Consider the following 22290-nt stretch of genomic DNA (forward strand, 5'->3'; position numbering starts at 1 on the left):
GAGGTTGCAACATGAAACACATTTTTAATAAAGGAACCAACCCGAATAAACCAACATTTTTAATGCTCCATGGTACCGGCGGGAATGAACTTGATTTGCTGCCATTAGCAGGAGTCATAGATGATGAAGCTAACGTATTAAGCGTTAGAGGGAATGTCCTAGAACAAGGCATGCCAAGATTCTTCCGTCGATTATCTGAAGGGGTATTTGATGAAGAGGATTTAATCTTCCGCACGAATGAATTAAATGAGTTTTTAGATGAAGCAGCAGAAAAATACGACTTCGATCGAGATAACATCATTGCCATCGGCTACTCAAACGGAGCCAATATTGCAGCCAGCCTGCTATTTCACTACCAACAAGCCTTAAAAGGAGCCATCCTGTTCCACCCAATGGTGCCAAGAAGAGGCATCACTTTACCAGACCTAGCAAATACGTCTGTATTTATCGGTGCCGGAACAAACGACCCGATCTGCTCTCCTGAAGAGACGAAAGAATTACAACAGCTACTACAACAAGCTAGTGCTAGCGTTGAGCTTCATTGGGAAAATAGAGGTCACCAATTAACAATGGGTGAAGTGGAAAGCGCAAAAGAATGGTATTTGAAGTTAGGTTAGAAAAAATAATACTATCTTATAGCCTTTAGCTTACTAAATGAACGAGATCCATTTAGTAGGTTAGAGGCTTTTTAAAATTTACTGTCGTTCCTACTAGAAATACAACCGCTCACGAGGCGTTTACTACCGTACTCATCTAATTTACTGCCGCTGAGAAGAAGTTTACTCACGAAAAAAGACAAATTAAGTCCCTGCCTTCTTTCCGTCAGCAAAACTCACAGATTTTGCTATCAATAATTAACTTTCATTAAACAAAAAAATTCTTCAAAAAAGTTTACCTATACAAAACATCGGGTATCTCCTCTTTATGAATAAAATTTAGAGGAGGAAGACATATGTCACAAGAAGAAATGCAAATGAAGTTCAAAGAAATCTTATTATACGGTTACCAAAGAGGAAATGAAGAGGGTACACTCTCAGCTTCAGATTTAGTACAAGAGCTAGCGGATAAGATGAAGGACGTCCTATGGGTAGCAAATACGCAAGGCTAATGATACTTAGTATAACTTCATGCAACTTTTCGAAAATTCGCCAATTGCACTTACCCCAAACACTCCCTATAAACAGATCAACATAAAAGGCACCCTTAACAAACTTGTCAAAGGTGCCTTTTTTATGCCTTAAATCTTAACAGTATTATTTTCCCGAACTCGTTTAATTAACCGACCTCGCCGCCTTTTTAAGGCAACGATGCTAGTACCATACTTCCCCGAAAGTTCTTCATAATTGAACCCTCTTATATAGTAATCTATGAGAAATTGCCGATCATGTTCCTCCAGGTTATTCAATAAACCTTCCAATTCATTAGCTATTTCATTGTCCAACTTCATAGGCAAGTATGTCTCCAACTGGGAGTCTTCCTCAGGTTGATAGTGCGCCTCATAACGAATCTCTCGTTTTAATTCATCTAAAATACTGCCATGAATGCACCTATAAGCATAGGGGGTAAAGTCTCCCTGTGCACTTTCATATTTTTGCCACGCCTGCCAGAGGGCAATGCGAGCAGTTTGGCGATATTGTTCATGGTTTTTGTAGATTCTGCACTTTCGGAGGGATGCTGAAATCATCGGTTCGTATTTCGTCAGGACTTCTTCAAATTGATACATATTTGATTTCTCAATTCTCATTGTGCACAACGGGTTATTCCTAGGTGAGTTCAGAATAGAATCTTTTCAGAAAGATGTACAAAAGCCATTCTGTCGATTAATCACGCCAAAAAGGTCGTTTACGGGCTCCAAACGATCCGAATGGAAGCCGTAAACGACAAAAATGAACTTTTTTCTATGCAAATATAGAAATATAGAAAAATCATCTTTTTACTATATAAATAAAATAATTACTCAAATCTTATATCATAAAAAATTATCAAAAGTAGAAGGGGGTTGTAGTGAAAATCTTCAACAGAAAACGTACACATGACTGCTGAATAAATCCGATTAGTGAAAATTGAAATTTGAAGGAATGTTTTCGAGACAAAGACCATAATGTATCAGGGTGGCAAAATAAAAGAGCAGAGAACGCCTATGAGGTGTGTTGGAGGAGGGAGCAACCTATAAGCGTGGAAGAGATTAAGTAGTAAAGGCAAGTATATAAGCATGTGCACGGAGAGGGAAAGCAAAAGAGGAATAACCTATACACATGTAGAATTAAACAGTGATCACAATAGCAACTCAACCTTTAAACATATATCAATCAATGGTCGATTGTGTATATCATGTCGAAAGATGTAGAAAAATAGAAATGACAAACACACAAGACAAAATAGCATGTTGATAAAAAAGTAGTAGATTATAAAAGAGTTTTGTATAAGTGCATTGGATATATTTGAGATAAAATAAAACAATAAGTTATATTTGTATAATTATAATTTTAGGGTAAAAAGTTGTATATATAAAGGAAGAAACTCCTGATCGTCTTACCCGTTCTAATGTGTGTTTAAACCTGATTTTATAACAAAATTAAATTGGTTTATTTTTTAGTAAACAACAAAAGGAATCTATTAATGTCAAAATAAAATAAATAACTACCAAATAGATACAACTAAAATGAAACTTATAGACCAATAGTTTGCATTTTTTAATAAAAAACCATCATTTTTATAAAAAAACGATAATTTAATAGACATTTCAGATAGTATTTTGATATTTTTAGCAATAAAATGACAATATAATTTTATTGTTCAATATTTTTACAGAAAAAAAGGTGGAAAATTGATAGGTTTTAGTCGATAATAAGGACAAGCATGGTTAGTTGATAAGTCTATCAATGCGATTTTATGCTAATCATATCCAATAAGGGAGGATTTTCAATTCATGAAGAATTTTAAACTAGTAAAAACTACAGCTGCTTTAGCTCTTGGTGCTTCAGTAGTAACTGCTGCTGTCGTTCCTGGAACAACTTCAGCATCTGCTGCTTCTAAGTACAAAGTAACAAACGGTAAATTAGTTAACGCTAAAACTGGTAAAGTAGTTAAAGGTTACGTAGTATTCAAATCTAAACTTTACTACAATGGTAAATTGAAAAAAGGTTACAAAACTGTTGGTTCAGGTAAAACAATCAAACTTTACTACAACGGTTCTCTTAAAAAAGGTTACAAAACTGCACGCAATAGTAAATTACTATTCTTCAACGGATCACTTAAAAAAGGTTACAAATCAGCTGGTTCTGGTGAACGCCTTTATAAAGATGGTTTCCTAGCAAAAGGTTACGAAGTATACGGTGATGTGGATAAAAACCCAAAACTTTACTACAACGGCTACCTAAAATCAGGTTATAAAACTGCTAACAATGCAACTCTATTGTTCTACAATGGTGAACTTAAAAAAGGCTACAAAACAGCTAAAGAAGGTACTGTTCTTTACAAAGATGGCCGTCTAAACGAAGGTTTAGTAGAACTTAGCGGTGTATTGTATGATGGAAGCAAACAAAACGAAGGCAAAAAACTTTTCGAAGGTACACTATATGATGGTGCTAAACGCGCTATTGGCCTAGTGAAATTCGAAGAAAAATATTACAACGATGGCGTACTAGCTAACGGCGAATTCGTTATTGGCGGCGAAAAAGTTACTATCGAAAACGGCGTTCTAGTAGGTGCTGATAAAGAAGCTCCAGTATTAACAGTTGCTGGTGGCGTTACTACAGTTACAGTAGAAAATGGAGAAAAACTAGATCTTCCTGAAGTAACTGCAACTGACAACAAAGATAAAGAAGTTGAAGTTAAATCTGTAATTACAGATGCTGAAGGTAAAGAACTAAAAGAAATCGACACTAAAGTAGCTGGTACTTACACTGTAACTTACAGCGCTGAAGATGCTGCTGGTAACAAAGCTGAAAATGTTGTTGTTACTGTAGTGGTTAAAGAAGGTGCATTTAAAGTAGAAACTGTAAGTGCGATTAACGCTACTCAAGCTGAAGTTAAGTTCAACAAGGAAATTGCAGATATTAATCCTGCAAACGTAAAAGTTACTAACGCTAAAGGCGATAACGTATTTGTAAGCAAAGTTGAATTGAGTGAAGATAAGAAAACAGCTACACTTTCATTTGTTGACAAGTTTGCTGCAGATTCAGCATATAAAGTAGAAGTTTCTGGTGTTAAAGATGCACAAGGTAATGTTATCGATACTCAATCTGTAGATTTCAAATATGTAACTGCTGCAGTTAAAAATGTAACATTTACACAAACTACAGTAGCTCCAGGTACTGAATTGAAAAATGTTGTTAAGGTTACGGATGAGCTAGGTCGTGACGTATCAAAAGAACAGACAGTAACATTTGAATCAGCGAACAGTACTGTAGTTACTGGAAGTGGAACTGTAAGTGGTTCTGACGGTGACTCTGTAATTGTTGTAGCTGTTGTTAAAGATGGCGACAAAGTTGTTAAATCAACAAAAACAACAATTAAAGTTTCTTCTGCAGCACCAGCTAAATTTGCAGGTTCTTACGTTTATACTGGCGTAGCAGCTGGAACAACTAAGGCTTTTGAAGAATTAAAAGCTGAAGATAAAGTAAACTCTGTATTTGAAAATGATACTAAGAAATTAGCGGTATACTATGTAGACCAGTATGGAAACAACACTGGTGATGGAGCAACTGCTGTAACTGAATTCAATGGTGATGACCAACCAACTTTGACTAACTTGACACCAACTATTGTAATTGTAGAAGATGATGGTACAATCAAACCAATTTCTGTTGGTGTAGGTTATGTACGAGTTAAGCAAGGTGATATTGAACAAACTATCAAAATTGATGTCAAAAAAGCTCCAGTTATCTCTTCACTAGAAGTAGCTAAAACTTCTACATCAGTAATCGCTGGAAAAGCTGCTGGTACTGTTGATGTAACATTCAAAGATCAGTATGGCAACAAGGTAGCTGCACCGGGTGCGGATAAAGTAACAGTAGCAACTGTTGACAACACAATCGCTACTGCATCTTATGATAATGGTAAAGTATCAATCAATGGTGTTAAAGAAGGATCTACAGCTGTTAAAGTTGAGTATAAAGATGGCGAAACTACAATTACAAAGACAATCAACGTTAATGTAGTTAAAGCAGGCGATCTTGCTGAATATAAAGCAGAAGCTGGTTCAGTTAAGCTAGATGCTGGTAATGAAACTGATGCTGAAGATAAAGCACCTCAATCTACAACAATCAAAGTATACGATGTGGATACAAACGGTAACAAACTAGGTGAAACAACTGGTAACGTTACTTTGACTGAAGTTGGAGCTGACGGTAAAGCATTAACTGCGGAAAATGAATTATTGTCTTTAGACTCTGCTACTGGAACAGTTGCAGCTAAACCAGGTAAATCTGGAACTGCTTATGTTCAAGTAAAAGTAGGATCCTTGGTAGTTGATACAGTTAAGTTTGACATCGTAAACACTAAATCAACTGCTGCTTCTGTAAGCTTTAGCAGAAATGATGTATTGAAAACTTCTGCGGAAATTGGTACTTTGTCTACACCAATTAATACAGAAGAAGCCCTTAAATCTATCCTTAAAGTAAAAGATCAGTTTGGAAAAGAACTAGAATCTGCTAGTCCACAAGTTACATTCACTACTACTAACAGAGTAGGCCTAACTGTTTCTACTGCTGGAAATGTTACCGGGTTAACTGATGCTAAAGGTACAATGGATGTTGTTATCACAAAAATTACAAATGGTTCAGATGATAAAAACCTAATCTCTGATCCAGTAACTGTTAAGTTTACAGTTCAAGCGGATGTAACAGAAGCTTTAGCTACTATTAATGCAGGTAGAGCAACAGTTGCTAATTATAAAGCTGCAGGTATTACTGGTGTAGATACTGAGAATCTAAGTGGAGTAAACCTAGCAGTAGGGACTGCTAAAACTACAAAAGGTTCTGCTTTGACTAAAGCTGAGATTCAAACTACTGTTGATACATTTAACGCAACAGCTGCAGTAGCAGATGAAAAAGCTAAAGTTAAAGGTTCATATGAAGTGCCAGCAACAGCTACTACTGATGCACAAAAAGTTGCGGCTGTGAAAGCGGCTATTCTTGCACAAACTGGTGTTAATAAAATTGATACTACTAAAGTTTCTATTACAGTAGATAGTCTTGCTACTGATGAAGGAACAACAACTGCGACTGTTACAATTACATCTACTACAGTAGATACTGTAAAAGATACGAAGTCTGTAACTGTAACTACTGCTGCTCCAACAGCTGATTAAAATTTAGAATAAAGACCTAACCTCTTAAAGGTTAGGTCTTTTTTGTTTCAAATCCTGAAAACTGAAATATTGATATCCTAATCCCATAACGAAAGCGCAGGAGATTGGAATAAAGTAAAGGGAGATAACGATAAAGAAATCCATTACCGAATTACTTTGGTAATTGTCGAAACAACTGAAACTGCAGAAAATAAAGTAATCAAAATTGCTATGTAGATGGAAAGGCAGTGTTGAATACTGTAAATAATGCCTTGAAAATCAACTTAACTATTTGAAAGATTGTAGGAACAGTCTTGCCTTCGGGTTGGTTCTTTCTTATGCTACCATCAAATATAAAACGAAAAAGAGATGGTTATAGTTTTACTTTTTTCATCAAAGATTGAAATAAACTCACTCTAAATACAACATATATTATAGCTATGATTGAATTATAAAGTTCTAATTCCTTTATGAAGTTAGGGCTATTTATATTGTAGGAAGAACAAATATGAGGAGTGTTGAATAGATGAATATTAAATTATATAAGAAAGGTAAATTATTATCAGACATCATCCTATACAAAAAGGGAGAATCGCTTCTTCCAAAAAAGCGAACATCGTACATCTGAGTGAGAGGTAATAAAGAAATAAAGCTACACCAGTTATACATAAGCAATAACGACATCATTAAGAATTTTATTTTTATAAATAGTTGTTTAATCTTTGGTGTTATTGGTCATATTAGAGGTATAGCAAGTACTCTTTCAACTAAATCCGGCTTTTAGTTGAAAGAGTGAAGAAAAATTAAAAGCGCCGCCAAAGACGAGCGCTTGTAAATTCACTACATTATAGAAAATAATTAGTTTGTATATGCTTTTGGTGAATTAATTAACTACTATTGTTGTTGAATTTTAAAGATAACTGATTTTATCTTATGCAGATTCCTCATAATTTTGTTGGATATGCCAAGCTAACTGAATGGAATTTGGAAGCACCGATTCTACAGTTAGGGCTTGTTTTAACAAATAGTCGTATTGTTCCTGAATGGTGGTACTTGGTGAAAACCAGCAAAATAAAACTCCTTGTTGAGCATTGAAATCTTGAGGCAAACTAACATCACACAAATAACTGAATACATGAGGGCCCATCCATTTTTCGAAAGACGCTATATTACTTCTGTCAGGCTGCAACAATTCTAATGTAATGGCATCGCCAACACGAGTTAATTTGAAAGGCAGCTGATTATTTTCAGGAAGTTGAAGAAAACCATCAAAGATAATTGTTTCAGTAGTACTATGCTCAAACTTTAATACCTTATTATACGTATCTCGTAGATTAGTTAGTGTATATTTGGGCGTCATCTTGATTAAATGGTCATTAACCTGTTTAATGAAACTTGAAACGAGATCTTCTGATGACTGTGGGTTTAATCTTAAAATTAAATCATTTAATTTCTGAATTTGTTGTTCGGCTGATGAAACTATCTGTTCCTTAGTGTCTACTTGTTCGTCCAACTTTTCTTTTTCAACTTTTTCTTCTTTCCCAATCTTCTTTTGTTCATCTAGCAAATCAATTAAAAAGTCAAAATCCACTTTGAAATACTCTGCATATTTCTTAAGTGTTTGTAAGCTAACAGAACGCTCTCCCTTCTCAATGAAACTGATAAACTGAACAGATAGATTAATTTGTTCAGACAAAGCATTCATAGAAATACCATGTTGTTCACGGAGTGTTTTTAAATAATTGCCTAAAATATTTTTCTTCAATTTCGTTGTTCCTGCTTGTTTAGTCTTACTTTTAACTACCATGTATAACCCACCTTTATGATTTATATAGCCAATTCATTTCCACTTTTAGTTTATTTCATACAAAAGTAGATGGTTTAAAATATTAAAGGGTGATTTCGTCATGTTTAGTTATTCTTTATTTAAGTATTTAAATCAAAAGTGAATCAATAATTTTGGAGTAATGTATAAGATATTCTAGCCTAGTTCCTATTTAGGGAATTAGGCTTTTTGTGTTTTTTAGGGGACGAGGTGAAGCTTGCTATCTAAAAAAATGTTTAAAAAGAAAAATACTAGATAAAAATGGGTTGATAGAAAGGAGGTTACCAAATGAACTCGTCAAAAAAATATTGGATTAGTACAAATGAATTCATTTCTGATCAATCAAAAAAGATTTTAAATGAATATTTGCTAAGTTTAAAGTTAGCAAATAAAGCAGAGGCAACCATAATAAAATACTCTTGGATACTAGAACGTTTTTTTAGTGAATACACTAAACCAATTTTTGATTTAACATCGGATGATGTTTTCAAATGGTTTCAAGAGTATTCTGTCGGAAAAAAAGAAAAAACAATGGATCTTGTGCTTTCTACACTTTCTTCATTCTTTAAGTTTTGTATAGCAGAAGATTACTTGGATTCCATGGTCATTAAGAATCGTTGGCGACCGAAAATCTCACAGTCGTTGCCGAAATATCTAAATGAGCATGAATATGCAAGAGCAAAAATGGTTGCAGAACGATTATCTCTTAGAGATCGAGCGCTAGTACTCTTCCTATTTTCTTCTGGATGTCGTAGATTTGAAGTCTCTCAATTAACCATCGGAGATGTCGATTTTGAAAGACGGACGGCGAAAGTTAAAGGAAAAGGAAAAAAGATACGAAGTATACACTTTTCTGAAGAATGTGCAATTGTATTGGATGAATATTTGCGAACAAGATTGGCAAACCCAACAGACCCGCTATTCATCAATAAATTTGGTAATGCACTTGGAGAAAGTGGAATTTACTATGCTACAACGAAACTTGGAAAATTGGCTGGGCTTGCGCAGTCATTACATCCACACTGCTGCCGACATACATTTGCAACAAACATGCTGGCAAGAGGGGCAGAAATCGAATTTATTGCGGATGAAATGGGACATGCGGATTTAAATACAACACGAATTTATGCACGTATACCTACTGAAGATATGATCTTAGCCTATCAAAATAAAATGGGGTAGATGACTATGAATCTAGAAATTATGCAGTCTTTCTTTGATGATAATAGTGCTCGGTTTAGCCCAGAAACAATTCGAAGCTATAACATGGCCCTCCTCAATTTTTTTTCATTCTGTGAAAAAAATTATGATGAGGTAAAACCAACCAATATACGTGCATGGCTCTCTTCAATGGAAGAGCAAGAGCTGAAACCGAATACCATCCATTTAAGACTAAGTGCTTTGAAATCATTTTATCGTTATTGTTTGGAAGAAAATAATATAAAGAAAGATCCCACACTGACTATTCATACGCCTAAAAAGGATGATTCGCTACCTTATTATTTAAATAAACGCCAGGTGGCACAACTTCAAGAGCTGACAAAGGCAGATTCGAGAGACCGTGCAATAGTAGAAGCTTTATATACTACTGGGGTAAGAGTAAGTGAACTTCTTCAGATTAAGCTTGAAGATATAAAATGGGATACAAGACAGATTTGGATTCGAAAAGGAAAAGGAAATAAAGAACGATTCGTATTATTTACCCATGATTGTGCCGAACGCCTGAAAACGTATCTTTCTCAGCGAAAATATAACAATGAATACTTATTTTCCAATAATAGAGGAGGGCACTTAAGCCGAGTTTATGTGGAAAAGAAGTTTCGGGGGTACTCAGAGAAATTAGGATTTAAGGTCAAACCACACACCATGCGACATACATTTGCAGCCCATTTAGCAGAAAAAAACATGCCCCAAAGCTATATTCAGGAATTACTCGGTCATGCCAATATTAATAGCACAAGAATTTACACCCGACTAATGGAGCATGCCCGAAAAAAGCAATATGATCGGTATACAAACTAACAGAGGGAGACGAAAAAAAATGGAACGCTATTGGGAATTAAAGAAAAAACTATTGAATAAAGAAAATGAAGAGATAGTGAATGATTTTTTATCAAGTTTAAAATTGTCGAACAAAAGTGAGAGAACGATTATCTCATATAGAAAGTATCTGGAAGATTTTTTTGGAAAAATGGAAGATGCATATTCTGCACTTACATCTAAACAAATATTAAGTTGGTTCAAAACAAACAAAAGCCATTTAAAAGAATCGAGCTACAAACAAAATTTGATAGTTCTTTCGTCTTTTTACAATTTCTGCTTGCAAGAATCACTAATAGAACATTCACCAATTAAAAAACGTTGGATTCCACGACCTCCTAAGGCTCTTCCTAAATACTTAGAAAAAAAGGAAATCGCCAAAGTTAGACAAGAAAGTGAACAGACCTCACTTAGAAACCAAGCATTAGTTGAGTTCTTACTGTCATCAGGATGTCGAATAGGAGAAGTATACTCTCTCAATATAGGAGAAGTTGATCTTGAGAACCGTACAGCACGTGTTGTAGGGAAAGGTAAGAAAATACGATATGTTCATTTTTCTGATAAATGTGCAATTCTTTTAGAACGTTATATAGAATCACGTGAAACACAGGAAACATCCCCGCTTTTTGTGACTGCTTGGACAGACACACGATTGGGCATGGGAGGCATTCACAGTGTAATGAAAAAGATTGGAGAGAACGCTGGGATATCTGGTAGTTTGCATGCACATCGATTCCGTCATACCTTTGCTACGGAATTATTAGTCAAAGGTGCAGAGCTATCATTTATTAGCGATGAGCTTGGACATGCTGATTTAAGCACAACACAGATTTACGCAAGGCTCTCCAATCAAGCGATAACATCACAATATCGAAAATTTATGGGATAGGGAGGAATAAAATGCTCACTACAGAGGAATGTATTAACCAATTTGTAGATGAATACAGCTTTAGATTGTCCGAAAAAATAATCCAAGTCTATAGAATAGCGATTAATCAATTGATTGGTTTTTGTAAGAAACCGTTTAATGAGATTACTACACGCGATATACGTAATTGGCTGAAGCATATGGATGAAGAAGGTTATAAATCGAGCTCAATCAAAACTAAAATATTTGGATTACGCTTGTTCTACAATTTCTGCGTAGAGGATGGGTTCATAACTAATAATCCTGTTGAAGCGATTCCTCTCCCTAAAGATGAAGATAAAATTCCTAATTACTTAACAAAGGAGCAAATGACTAAACTAAGAAGTCTTTGTGAAGGCAACTTGATTCTAAGAGCAATAATAGAAGTATTTTATTTCACGGGAGTTCGCCTAAGGGAATTGACTAACATGAAGCTAGAAGACATTAATTGGGAGGAGCGAACAATTCGAATTCCTAGAGGGAAGGGGAAGAAAGAGCGGATTGTTCTGTTTACGAACGTGTGTGAGGAACATGTGAAAGCTTACTTAGACACCCGCATTGATAGACTTCCGTTTGTTTTCATCAATAAGTATGGAACTGCACCAGTCAATGCCGCATCGATTGAGAATTGGCTTAAATCCTACAATCAAGAAATTGGCTTCCAACTCACTCCACATTCACTCCGACATACTTTTGCGGCACACTTAGCATTAAAGGGAATGAAGCTTGAGTATATACAAGCTTTATTAGGCCATGTCAATCCGAAACACACACAAATGTATACTCGTTTATACCAAGAAGCGCAAAAACAACTGTACGATCAATGGATGTAATCTTTGATTAAGGTATCTGTCTTGCCATATATCTAATTAAAGGAGGGGAGTGATTCCTCTCCTTTTTTGATATTACTAGTAATTTGGATATATAAATCTCCTGAAAATGATATAATAAATGGGTATATAATATTGGAAGAGGGTGATACTATGCTAGTTGTAAAAACAAAAGCAGAATTAAAGAAAGCTCAAAAAGATAAAGTAAAAGAATTTTTAATTGTTGGATCCTTAGCTGAGAAAGTACAAAAAGCAAAGGGAATCTCAAAGCTTTCTAAAAGAAAAGTAATGATATTGTCTGGTGTGCTAGCAGCAGGAGTTGTTGCTGCTATTCCAACAGGAGGTGCTTCAATAGTTTTTTCAGCTGCTACAGAAGCAGGAATTACAGGCGTAGGATTATCAACCGGAGCTATTATAGCAATTGCTTCAATAGGTGGTGCAGTTGTAGCATATGCCTTATATAAAGATTATAATTTAGAGGTTGTGCTTAGTCCGAATGGTGAAAAAAAAGTAATATGCACTAGACATTAAAAATGGATAGGAAAGTATATACAAAACAAATGATAATTGTTGATATTGCTTGTGTTTGTAGAGAAAATTTCTTCAACTTCTGTTTATAATTTTTTTGTTTTTGTGTCTACTCCTTATACACCTGCAAAGTCAGTTTATATTTTTCATGTTTAATGTGATTTCATATTGGTGATAAGAAGTGAAATAAAGTTCTACTGGTTTTATTTATCTTCTACATAAGGTTCAGTAAAAATCTTGTATCTAAGTTTTTAATCGCTTAAGAAGTAGAGCATTTGTTCTTAGATTTTTCAAGTTCAAGCAAAAATTGATTAGAAATGAAGAATGGCACCAATCCATTCTTTCAACATTACCCATACTCATCAATCAAAAGGAAAACGCCACAAACTCAGTATTATCAACGGTTTGTGGCTTTTTTGTTTGTAACAAGAACAAAAGGAAAGTGCGATTACTAAAACTGGTGTAACTCTTAACATCAAAAAGCTTGACAAAGATGTCGAAGGAGCTACTATCACAGTTAAAGATAACAATGGCAATATTGTTGAAGTAACACCTTTAAATCTTGTTATCAACGAAACAGTTGCTAACTTTAAGTTTAAAACTCCTCTAACTTCTGAGCCAACTGGTGTTTGGACTATTGAAGGTATCTCTTATGACACAGATGTAGCTGCTCAACTTGATGAAATTAACTCAGCTAATACAGAGTTGAAATTATATAACGCATTAACAGCAGCAGGTATTAAAAACTTAGTTGTTAAAAATTCATCTGCTTATAAAGCAGCTGACAAACCAGCTGATGGATTCAAAACGTTAGAGGAAGTTCAAGCATTCGTTGATAAAGTAAACGCTAGTCAACTAACTGCTGCTGAACAAGCAGAAAAAGTTGATGCTTTAGCAAAAGCTTTAGAAAATGGTAGCCAAGTATTAGTATTAGATGCTCTTAAATCATGGTCACAAGTAAATGAATCAACAATTGCAACTTATATTGATAATTTAAAAGCTATGAACTCAAATCAAGGTCCTCTAAAAGCGACTGAAAATGAGTTTAAAAATATTCAAACTGTTTTAGATAATGCTAATGTAGCAGCAGCTACTACTGCAGTAAATACTGCGAAAAATAATGCAAAGCGTGCTGACTATGATAAAGCAGTTAAAGCAATGAACTTTGTACGTGAAGACGATTCAAAAGTATCTACGGATAAAGTTAAAGCAAATCTTCAAAAAGATCTTGATCTTCTTAATAAAGTTTTAAACGTTAAAGAAGCTTCAACAGCAGCTCAACTTGCTAATGCATACAATGCACTTGTTGCACAAGTAGATAATAAATCTGTTATTGGTTCAGAACAGTTCTACACTGACCTTCGTACCAAATACATGGATGCAACAAAAGCGCTAGCAGCTACAGAAACTGAAACAGTAAAAACAGCAGCTGACATTGAGAATGCTATTGTTAAAGTAAATACACAAAAACGTGCTGAACTTTATAATGCTGTAGCACAAGTTGTTGATTCTCCAGAAGGTTCAGCTACTAAAACTGCAGACGTTCTGAAAAAGCTTCAAGACCTTGCAGCTTATGCTGACAAAGCAGATTTCGATATTAAAACTGTTAACACAAGTGAGGACAGTCTAAAAGCTTATAGAACTGCTTTTACAACTCTAACTACTATTTCTAGCCCTTCAACTGAATCGGCAAGTAATGTAACTACTATGATTAAAGCAGTACAAACAAAAGTTAACAATGTTAATGATGCTGCAGTTACAGCACCACTAACGAAGCTTGAAATGGGTACAGAAGTAGGTGGTGTATTCCATAACGGAACATCAGAAATCACTTCTCCTGCTGAAAAAGAGGCAGCATTGTTAGCGACGCTAAAAGCTACTGGTCTTAAAAATATTGAAGATGCAAATTCTTCTGCTTACCTAGCTGTATATGATGAGATTAAAACTGCAGCATCAGGGGCTAAAACAACTCCTGATGAAATTGCATCAGTTAAAAGCGATGTTCAAAACATTGTAAATGCTGAAAATGCTCGTATCGAACTTAATGCTGCATCTACTGATACGGCTGCTCAAGCTGCACTAACTAGGTTTGCTATTGCAACAGGCAACAATGACTTTATCAATCTTTCTTCTACAAGTAAATTAGAAGTAGCTGGTTTGGTGAACTCTAACAAGCCTACAAATGGTTATGAAAATAAAACAGCAGTTAATGCTGCAATTACTGCCCAAGATACAGCACGAACTGGTTTAATTACTGGTGTAAATAATGCTTCTACAATTACTGAATATAATTCAGCGTTGGGTAGCCTTGATTACAAACCATTTGAAGATCTTTCTGCTTCTCAAAAAATTGCAGTTGCAGAAGCATTCCGTGCAAATGTTCCAAAAGATAAAGATAATGCTAAAATCCTTTATACTAATTTGACTAACATCAAAGCAGATATCGACAAAGCAATCACAGCAGTAGCCGAATAACAAAAGCGCGAAACGTTACTCTATAAATCTATGAATAACTTTTAGATGAAATGGGTGAAGATCAGTCCTCGTATCTTAAGAAAGGTGCGAGGCTTTTCTTTAACTATATACTGTCAAATATCGGGAGAATTTCCCGACCTATGTAATAGCCTAATATGCATAGAGCCTAATCCTCCTGCACCCTAAATGACTTACTTACCAGATGGGTGAAGCCAGGCGAAGTCGTAATACGTGCAAGTCGTATGCGGGGCTCCTTAAAAGATGACTATGGTCAAGAAAATGAATCCATGGATTAAAGCTGTATGAGGTAATGACTAATCTACAAAGAACCTTCGGCTGGTTAGTCATCTCCCTGTATGAAATGATAGGAGTGGAATCGGGATAATTCAGGCTATTAAACCGGTTCTTCTCATATTGCATAGTGGAGGCCTAAGGCCATCAAAAAGAGGGATGACAGATATGGAACGTTTGAGAGTCTTAGTGAAGAGGAGGAGTAACTCCAGCGAGACACTAAGGAAGTCAGCAGGTTCGTAGTAGTGTTGATTGTCAGCCGTTTGTATCGGTAGGGTAACTTACTGAGAGGAGAAAACTGGCAGGAGCGAAGGAACCTAGTCGGTAGAGAAACTATCGATGGAACGCCGTATGCCATGAAAGTGGCACGTACGGTGTAGACCGGTCGAAATCTATGGCAGGATAGACACGGAATGGTAAACCATTGCCAACACCACCTGGTCCATCAAAAGAGGAAAAAGCAGCGCAAGTAGCTTTGACGAGCTATCTAACTGAAGCAACTGGTTATCAATATAGTACAGCTACTAACTGGTTAGATATCGAAAAATTAATTGTATCTGATAAAGAGGTAACTGGCGATTTCAGTATTGAAGAAGATACTGACGTTGCAAATGGAATCCAAGCAATCTATTCTGGTTTAAGTATAGATGAAAATGGAAAAGTAAACGGTACAGGTGGACTTAAAGATGCTAAAGATTATGCAATCGATTCATATGTAATGAATACTTTTGCTAGATATCTTGGTGCCTTATATCGCCAAGATACTGGAGAAACAGTTAAAAAGATTAAGTTTAATGGTATTGAATATAATTGGAATGGTAATGCACAAGGAAGTAACTGGAAATCTTCTAATGGATCTACATTAGTATCAGCTGTAGTAAACCAACAAAATACTTCTTTAAGAAATGTTACGATAACACTTATTGATAATAAGGGATATTCTATAAATACAACTTTCAAAGCAATTAATGTACCAACTAAAGAACAAATTTCTGCTCAATAAAATTAAACGAAACGTTACTTTATAATCTATTAAAGTAATAGAGAAAGAAGTGGAACACCATCCCATGTACAAAACAAAAAGTATACAAACTTTATTAGTCGTGGAATGTTTTCTAACTGTTACTTCGAATTATTAGGTGGAATCCCTAATCATGATAACAGCCTTTTTATCATGTGCCTAATCCTCCTGCATCCAGTGAGGTTCTAACAAGCCGAAGGGATGAAGTCAGGTGAAGACGTACTCGTTGTAGAGGCGGGGCTCCTTAAAAGATAATTATGGTCAGGTAGACGAATCCATGTAGGCAGGGTGAGGTAATGAATGCTAAAAGTATAAGCTAGCAGGTTAGCATTCATCCATATGTATAAGATAACATATGGCGATTGGAACAATTCAGGCTGTTAAACCAGTCGTTCTCATTCCTGGATAGTGGGGACCTAAGGTTATTTAAAAAAGGGATAGAAGTAATGGAACGTTTGAAGTCGTGCTGGAAGAGGTGTGTTAGCACCTGTGATGCCAGTGGGATGGCTGCAGGTTCATAGTAGTGTTGATAGCTAGCCGTTTGAACTCGTTTGGTAACATGCGAGGAGGAGAAAACTAGCAGGAGCAAAGGAACCTAGTCAGTGGTCAGTATTTAAAAAACATAAAAATATGTTGAACTGCAACATTAGCCAGTTTAGACGAAAACTTGTCAACCGGTTATTTGGTTTTCATTTTTAACTACTCCATTGACGGATCGCCGTGTGCGGTGAAAGCCGCTTGCATGGTGAAGGCCCGGATCGAAAGCCCAGAAGGGTATAAGACGGGAAAAGCGTACCAAAAACAGCAAAAGAATTAACGGGAGATACGACACTTAATAATGTAGACAATGATTTAGATATTACGTTTGCTGAGGATGCTGATTGGAGAGGGAAAATTACAGGTATTAAAGTAGATACAGTAAGCCTTACATCAGAACAATATAGTGTAACAGCGGGCAAAATAACAGTTAACCAGGGTGTTGTAAAGATATCTGGGGATCATTCAATAACTGTGTTAGCAGATGGCTATCCAGATTCTTCAGTAACGCAGAATGTTAAAGCAGGGGATTTTGTTGAAGCTAATTCCTCAACCACGCTTAAGATATTGGCTCCAGGCGAAGGACGTATTGCGACTTTAACTGCTAAAGATCAATACAACAATCTCATTCCTGGATATCAATTTAAGTTAGACGTAAATATTACGAACAATAATCCATCAACTGAAGAGTTTGTGAGATTTAATAATGTAAACTATAAAATGTCAACAGCTAATTTGACTGCGCCAAGCACTATCACGGGTTCGACCGGTGATAGCCTTGGGAAGGCGTATGTCGCTCTACAAATTAACTATGTAGATTCTGGTGATAGTGCAACTATTATTTGGAAGGATGCTAAAGGTAACGTTATCTTCCAACCTTAAGTAAATCTTATATCATATAACTTTGATGATTCCGTAAACTGAATTAGATTACAAGAAAGGGCTGGCCTTTGGGCTGGTTCTTTTCTTTTCTTTGGCTGATAACTCCTTTATAGATATCCTGAGTTAATGGGTAAATTTAATAAACATCTTAGCCAATTAAAGTTGATGTTCTCGACTAAACAAACCGTAATTCTCTAAAATTAAAATTGGTTTGAGTGTTTTTCTAACAAAATTAAAGAAAATAACCGTATTAGTATAAGAGTATGTTAAAGAATTTTATATGTAGTTTGTTACTTAAATGATAATTCTTTATATAAAGGAGAGTGTCTATGAAAAAGTCATTTTTAGCTATCTTTATTTGTGTAGTGATTGTATTAGTTTTGTGGCTAGTTACAACCATTTACTTTCCTAATATACAAGATATCTCTGCTTCCGAAGATGATATTACACTTTCGCTAAATAGTAGCAGCATTAATCTAAATCAACCTGTTTTACAAATCAATATAGAAAATAATAGTAAGGATCAGGTAACATACGGTAGCGAATGGTTAATTGATAAGTAAGTGAAAGGGGGGGAATGGGAAAAAGTATATCCGATTGGTGAAACAGCTTTTACAACCGAATTGTATACAGTGGAGCCTTACTCCTCTAACACTGAAAAGGTTCATTTAGAAACATATTTAAAAGATAATGTGGTTACAGGTAAATATAGAATTATAAAAGAATTTGGAGACCAACATAGAAAACAACGACAGCACTTAGGCGTCTTTTTTGAAGTCAAATAAACTCTCAAGCTCTCCATCTCAAGGATTTTTGTCTTGTTCTTCTAGTACTTTCCTAAAATCAAACTATTTTTAATAGAATACTTGCCTCTTTAAAATCAGACTTATAATAATCTTCGCTTTATGGATATTTTAAAAATTATCCTTTCTAACTTTAAAATTAATTCTTCCAATTAATATCACTAATATAGTATAATGTGTTTACATGAAGAACATCTATATTATTATTTTAGTAATATATTAATGTTTATGTTGTCAGGCAATATTTAAATAACTGTGTCTAATGATATAAAGGAAACGAGGTGTATAGGGTGAAAAAGTTTATAAGCTCATTGTTGGTTTTAGGTGTTCTGTTTTCTTTTACAACAGGTGATTTTTCAGATGCTTCTGCGAAAAAGAACCCGCCGACATGCTCTTTAAAAGAATTCAAGAGTATTAAAACTGGGATGACTGTTAAGAAAGTCCGAAGCATAATTGGGAGTAAGGGTAAACTAGTCAGCTCAGCAAGTGCTGGTGAATATAAATCTACTATGTATGAATTTAAAGGCAATACTTCTTATAGCTCGGTATTAATCCAATTTAACAACGGTAAGGTATTTGCTAAGTCTCAAGCAGGACTTAAATAAAAATAAAAGGTCTCATTCTCATAGAGAGAGTGAGACTTTTTTATTTGATTTTTTAAGAAGTGCACAGAGTCTTTTTAGGTTTAATAATTTTATAGAAGGACTTAAAAAAACAGCAAATAAACCGAGAATAAATCCGAGTATCTATTCTTTCTATGGATACATATTAGTAAATTACTAAGTTATGTTTTGATTATATATAGATAAGGAGTTATACGATGAAGGGTTTTAAATATGTCTTAATTATTATGCCGATCCTTTGCTTCTTTTTGTTTGAAATGCAATTCAATGTAGAAGCAAAAGATAGTGAGCGAATAACAGATAAGATTGGTGATACGATAAAAATACAAAGCAATTTAGAACAGAAATTAGCCAATAGCAAAAAGGGAAAGATGAAAGTAATTGTTCAATTGGATGATAAGTTTAAGCCAGAAGGACAAATTTCTAAAAGCCAAAAGAATGTACAAGAAAGTAGTATTCAAGAGACACAGGATACTATTGTTAAAGATTTGGACAATCAAAATGTTACGGGCCATATTTCCAAATATAAAACCATTCCTTATATGGCAATGACAGTAGATGCAGAAGGTTTACAAGCTTTAGCTGAAAACCCGTCTGTAAAAAGTATTATGGAAGATGGCGTCATCTCTAAAAGTGATATAAAAAACACTGGTGAACTAGAGGATGAATTAAGTTCAAAGCTTTTCATGACGAACAGTGTGATGAATACTGAAAACGCATGGTCAGCTGGTTTTACAGGAGAAGGGGAGACCATCGCCATCCTTGATACTGGTGTCGATCGTACTCATCCATTTTTAAAGAATAAAGTGGTTTATGAGGCATGCTTTAGCTCCAATTTAAACTGTAATGGGAAGTCTACTGCAACAGGTACAGGGACAGCGAATGACACAGAAGGGCATGGTACACATGTGGCCGGCATAGCTACTGGTAATACGTCATGGATGTCGGGGGTGGCTAAAGATTCCAAGATTATAGCGATTAAAGTATTGCCTGATGCTGGGGGAAAGGGTAACTTTTCAGATTTATTAAATGGGCTTGAACGAATCTACTTATTAAGAAATCAGTATGATATATCTGCTATTAATCTAAGTTTAGGGGGCGGTCAATTTTACAGTACATGTGATGGTTCTTATTCGAGTATAAAAAGTATTGTAGATAATCTAAAGAGCGCAGGCATTGCGACAATTGCTGCTTCAGGGAATGATTCCTACAAAAACGCGCTCAGTGCACCAGCCTGTATTTCTTCTGTTGTGAGTGTAGGATCTACAAATGATTATGATGATGTATCGAGCTTTTCGAATAGTGCTAGTTTCCTAGATTTATTGGCTCCTGGGGAAGATGTATATTCTTCCGTTCCAGGAGGCGGTTACGGCTATAAGTCAGGTACATCTATGGCAACGCCACAAGTAACAGGAGGCTTCACACTAGTGCGTCAAAAGTATCCTAATGCGACTGTTGATCAAATTCTTTCTTATATGAAGGTAAACGGAGTTAGGGTGACAGATTGGACGAATTATATATCGACACCTAGATTGGACTTTGCTTGGATGAAACCTAACTTAGTCACGTTGAATCAAGTGCAAAAACCAACCTGGCAAGGGGGAACGATTGAATGGACAAGTATTCCGAATGCTTCCCAATATGAGGTGAGACTATATAAAGAAGATACCGTGATCTCTACACAGCGCGTTTCAGGGAGTGTACATGAACTGAACCTTTCTAATGAGATGGACAGTAATGGATCCTATACCGTAACAGTCCAAGCGATTGGTGATGGCGTTAATTATCAGGATGGCCCTGTTTCTCCTGAATCTGATATCAATCAAATCGTAAAAACGCTAACACAAGTTCAAAAGCCAACTTGGAATGGGAATATACTTCAATGGAATGGAGTAGCTGATGCTTCTCAATATGAGCTTAAATTATATAGAGAAACGACTTTAATTCATACGGAGAGAGTTGCTAGCGATATAAAACAATATGATTTTGCTTCACTCATGACAAGTCCTGGATCTTATATGGCAACAGTCCAAGCTATTGGCGACTCAAACCATTATGAAGATGGTCCTGTTTCTAGATTTTCTGATATGACTCAAAAACTAATGCGCCTACAGCAGGTATCGAAACCGCAGTGGAATGATGACCGTATTGTATGGACTGAGGTTCCAGATGCTTCTCAATACGAAATTACCTTATATAGAGGGACTTCAATTGTTCGCAGACTGCAGGTTTCGAATGGAATAAATCAATATAATTTTGCTTCACTCATAACAGCTCCAGGATCGTATGCAGTAACTGTTCAAGCAATAGGGGATTCGGTCAATTCAAGCGATGGTTCTGTTTCTAGCCTTTCTGATGTAAATCAAAAAGTAGCCACACTGCCACAGGTTCAACAACCAACTTGGCATGGCAGCACTATCCTATGGAAAAAGGTAGCTAATACATCGTACTACGAGCTTCAGTTATATAAAGGTGCATCATTAATAGCTAAGAAGCGAGTAGCGAGTAGTGTAGATCAATATAATTTTGGGGACCAAATGGTTAAGCCAGGAGCATATACGGTAAGCATTCAAGCGATAGGTGATACAATCAATTATCGAGATAGTCTTATATCTAGCCTGTCTAATGTAAACAAGAAGCTGATCACGCTTGCGAAGGTACAAAAACCAACTTGGGTAGGCGATACTGTTCACTGGAAAACAAGTGATTCGGTTAAAACCGTGGAGGTTCGGTTGTACAGAGGAAGTAGATTAATTTATTCTAAAAGAGCGGCAGCAAAAGAGAAGAAGTATAATCTTTCTTCTAAAATGAAAGATCCAGGTGAGTACACCGTAACTGTAAAAGCTATTGGAGATAATAAAAACTACCAAACAGGAGTAGCCTCGGATCATTCGAGTAAAAGGATAACCTTAAAACAAGTAGCCAAACCGACTTGGAGCGGTACCGTTATTCAATGGCATACTGTTGCTAAATCCTCAAAATATGAACTCAAATTGTACCGAGGTAATAAATTAATTTATACAAAACAGGTGGCAGCTAAAGTCCATAAATTTAGCTATTCTTCTAAAATGAAAGTACATGGTAAATACTCCGTGACCGTCCAAGCAATCGGAAATCAAAAAACGTATAAAAACGGACCAATTTCACATCATTCGATTGAAAAGAGAAGATAGATTGATAGAATAGGTAACTCAAAAACAAACACCGCTCACTCCCAAAAGGAATGAGCGGTATTT

The 22290-nt window shown here is 35.6% G+C and carries 16 protein-coding genes and 1 pseudogene; 15 read left to right on the plus strand and 2 right to left on the minus strand.

The genetic code is table 11. The annotated features are described in order from the left end of the window. The first annotated feature begins 11 nt into the window (after positions 1 to 11). The gene (locus tag AC6CHJ_RS01255; RefSeq protein ID WP_498287031.1) at positions 12 to 617 is read left to right on the plus strand and encodes an alpha/beta hydrolase; all 606 of its coding nucleotides are present in this window, start codon (positions 12 to 14) and stop codon (positions 615 to 617) included. A gap of 335 nt (positions 618 to 952) precedes the next feature. Further along, positions 953 to 1108: a YwzD family small protein gene (locus AC6CHJ_RS01260; protein WP_158512616.1), complete on the plus strand. Its 156-nt coding sequence runs from the start codon at positions 953 to 955 to the stop codon at positions 1106 to 1108. A gap of 129 nt (positions 1109 to 1237) precedes the next feature. Here AC6CHJ_RS01260 and AC6CHJ_RS01265 read toward each other — a convergent pair whose 3' ends face one another. Beyond that, positions 1238 to 1723 (minus strand): sigma-70 family RNA polymerase sigma factor, encoded by a 486-nt coding sequence (locus AC6CHJ_RS01265; protein ID WP_498287032.1) that lies wholly within the window; start codon positions 1721 to 1723, stop codon positions 1238 to 1240. Positions 1724 to 2929: 1206 nt separating this feature from the next. On the opposite strand from AC6CHJ_RS01265, the gene AC6CHJ_RS01270 reads away from it, so the two are divergent. Beyond that, complete coding sequence (locus AC6CHJ_RS01270; protein ID WP_498287033.1) at positions 2930 to 6313, plus strand: immunoglobulin-like domain-containing protein; 3384 nt, start codon at positions 2930 to 2932, stop codon at positions 6311 to 6313. A gap of 910 nt (positions 6314 to 7223) precedes the next feature. Here the strand turns inward: AC6CHJ_RS01270 and AC6CHJ_RS01275 are convergent. Continuing rightward, positions 7224 to 8099, minus strand: coding sequence for a helix-turn-helix domain-containing protein (locus AC6CHJ_RS01275; RefSeq protein ID WP_498287034.1), 876 nt, complete (start codon positions 8097 to 8099; stop codon positions 7224 to 7226). A 306-nt stretch (positions 8100 to 8405) separates the two neighbouring features. Here AC6CHJ_RS01275 and AC6CHJ_RS01280 point away from each other — a divergent pair, with 306 nt between their 5' ends. The 12 genes and pseudogenes from AC6CHJ_RS01280 (at position 8406) to AC6CHJ_RS01335 (ending at position 22227) form a co-directional block, all read left to right on the plus strand. Next, entirely contained in the window at positions 8406 to 9299 is an 894-nt protein-coding gene (locus AC6CHJ_RS01280; protein ID WP_498287035.1) for a tyrosine-type recombinase/integrase, read from the plus strand. Positions 9300 to 9305: 6 nt separating this feature from the next. Beyond that, entirely contained in the window at positions 9306 to 10139 is an 834-nt protein-coding gene (gene xerA, locus AC6CHJ_RS01285) for a site-specific tyrosine recombinase/integron integrase (RefSeq protein WP_498287036.1), read from the plus strand. 19 nt (positions 10140 to 10158) lie between these two features. Further along, positions 10159 to 11046, plus strand: a complete 888-nt coding sequence (locus tag AC6CHJ_RS01290; RefSeq protein ID WP_498287037.1) for a tyrosine-type recombinase/integrase — start codon at positions 10159 to 10161, stop codon at positions 11044 to 11046. Between the two features lie 11 nt (positions 11047 to 11057). Continuing rightward, positions 11058 to 11897: a tyrosine-type recombinase/integrase gene (locus AC6CHJ_RS01295; protein ID WP_498287038.1), complete on the plus strand. Its 840-nt coding sequence runs from the start codon at positions 11058 to 11060 to the stop codon at positions 11895 to 11897. 150 nt (positions 11898 to 12047) lie between these two features. Continuing rightward, the gene (locus AC6CHJ_RS01300; RefSeq protein WP_498287039.1) at positions 12048 to 12425 is read left to right on the plus strand and encodes a PM1101 family membrane protein; all 378 of its coding nucleotides are present in this window, start codon (positions 12048 to 12050) and stop codon (positions 12423 to 12425) included. A 702-nt stretch (positions 12426 to 13127) separates the two neighbouring features. Then, a complete protein-coding gene (locus AC6CHJ_RS01305) occupies positions 13128 to 14897 on the plus strand; it encodes a hypothetical protein (RefSeq protein WP_498287040.1) in 1770 nt (589 codons plus the stop codon). Positions 14898 to 15612: 715 nt separating this feature from the next. Continuing rightward, entirely contained in the window at positions 15613 to 16191 is a 579-nt protein-coding gene (locus AC6CHJ_RS01310; protein WP_498287041.1) for a hypothetical protein, read from the plus strand. An 843-nt stretch (positions 16192 to 17034) separates the two neighbouring features. Next, positions 17035 to 17628, plus strand: a pseudogene (locus tag AC6CHJ_RS01315) (DUF1533 domain-containing protein); the annotation flags it as partial. Between the two features lie 329 nt (positions 17629 to 17957). Further along, the gene (locus AC6CHJ_RS01320; RefSeq protein WP_498287042.1) at positions 17958 to 18191 is read left to right on the plus strand and encodes a hypothetical protein; all 234 of its coding nucleotides are present in this window, start codon (positions 17958 to 17960) and stop codon (positions 18189 to 18191) included. Further along, positions 18192 to 18413 carry an immunoglobulin-like domain-containing protein gene (locus AC6CHJ_RS01325; protein WP_498287043.1) on the plus strand — a complete coding sequence of 74 codons (222 nt, stop codon included), beginning with the start codon at positions 18192 to 18194 and terminating at the stop codon, positions 18411 to 18413. 308 nt (positions 18414 to 18721) lie between these two features. Beyond that, positions 18722 to 19036 carry a hypothetical protein gene (locus tag AC6CHJ_RS01330; protein WP_498287044.1) on the plus strand — a complete coding sequence of 105 codons (315 nt, stop codon included), beginning with the start codon at positions 18722 to 18724 and terminating at the stop codon, positions 19034 to 19036. A gap of 215 nt (positions 19037 to 19251) precedes the next feature. Further along, entirely contained in the window at positions 19252 to 22227 is a 2976-nt protein-coding gene (locus tag AC6CHJ_RS01335; protein ID WP_498287045.1) for a S8 family peptidase, read from the plus strand. Positions 22228 to 22290: the final 63 nt, after the last annotated feature.

Source organism: Rummeliibacillus sp. GQ308 (assembly GCF_059759115.1).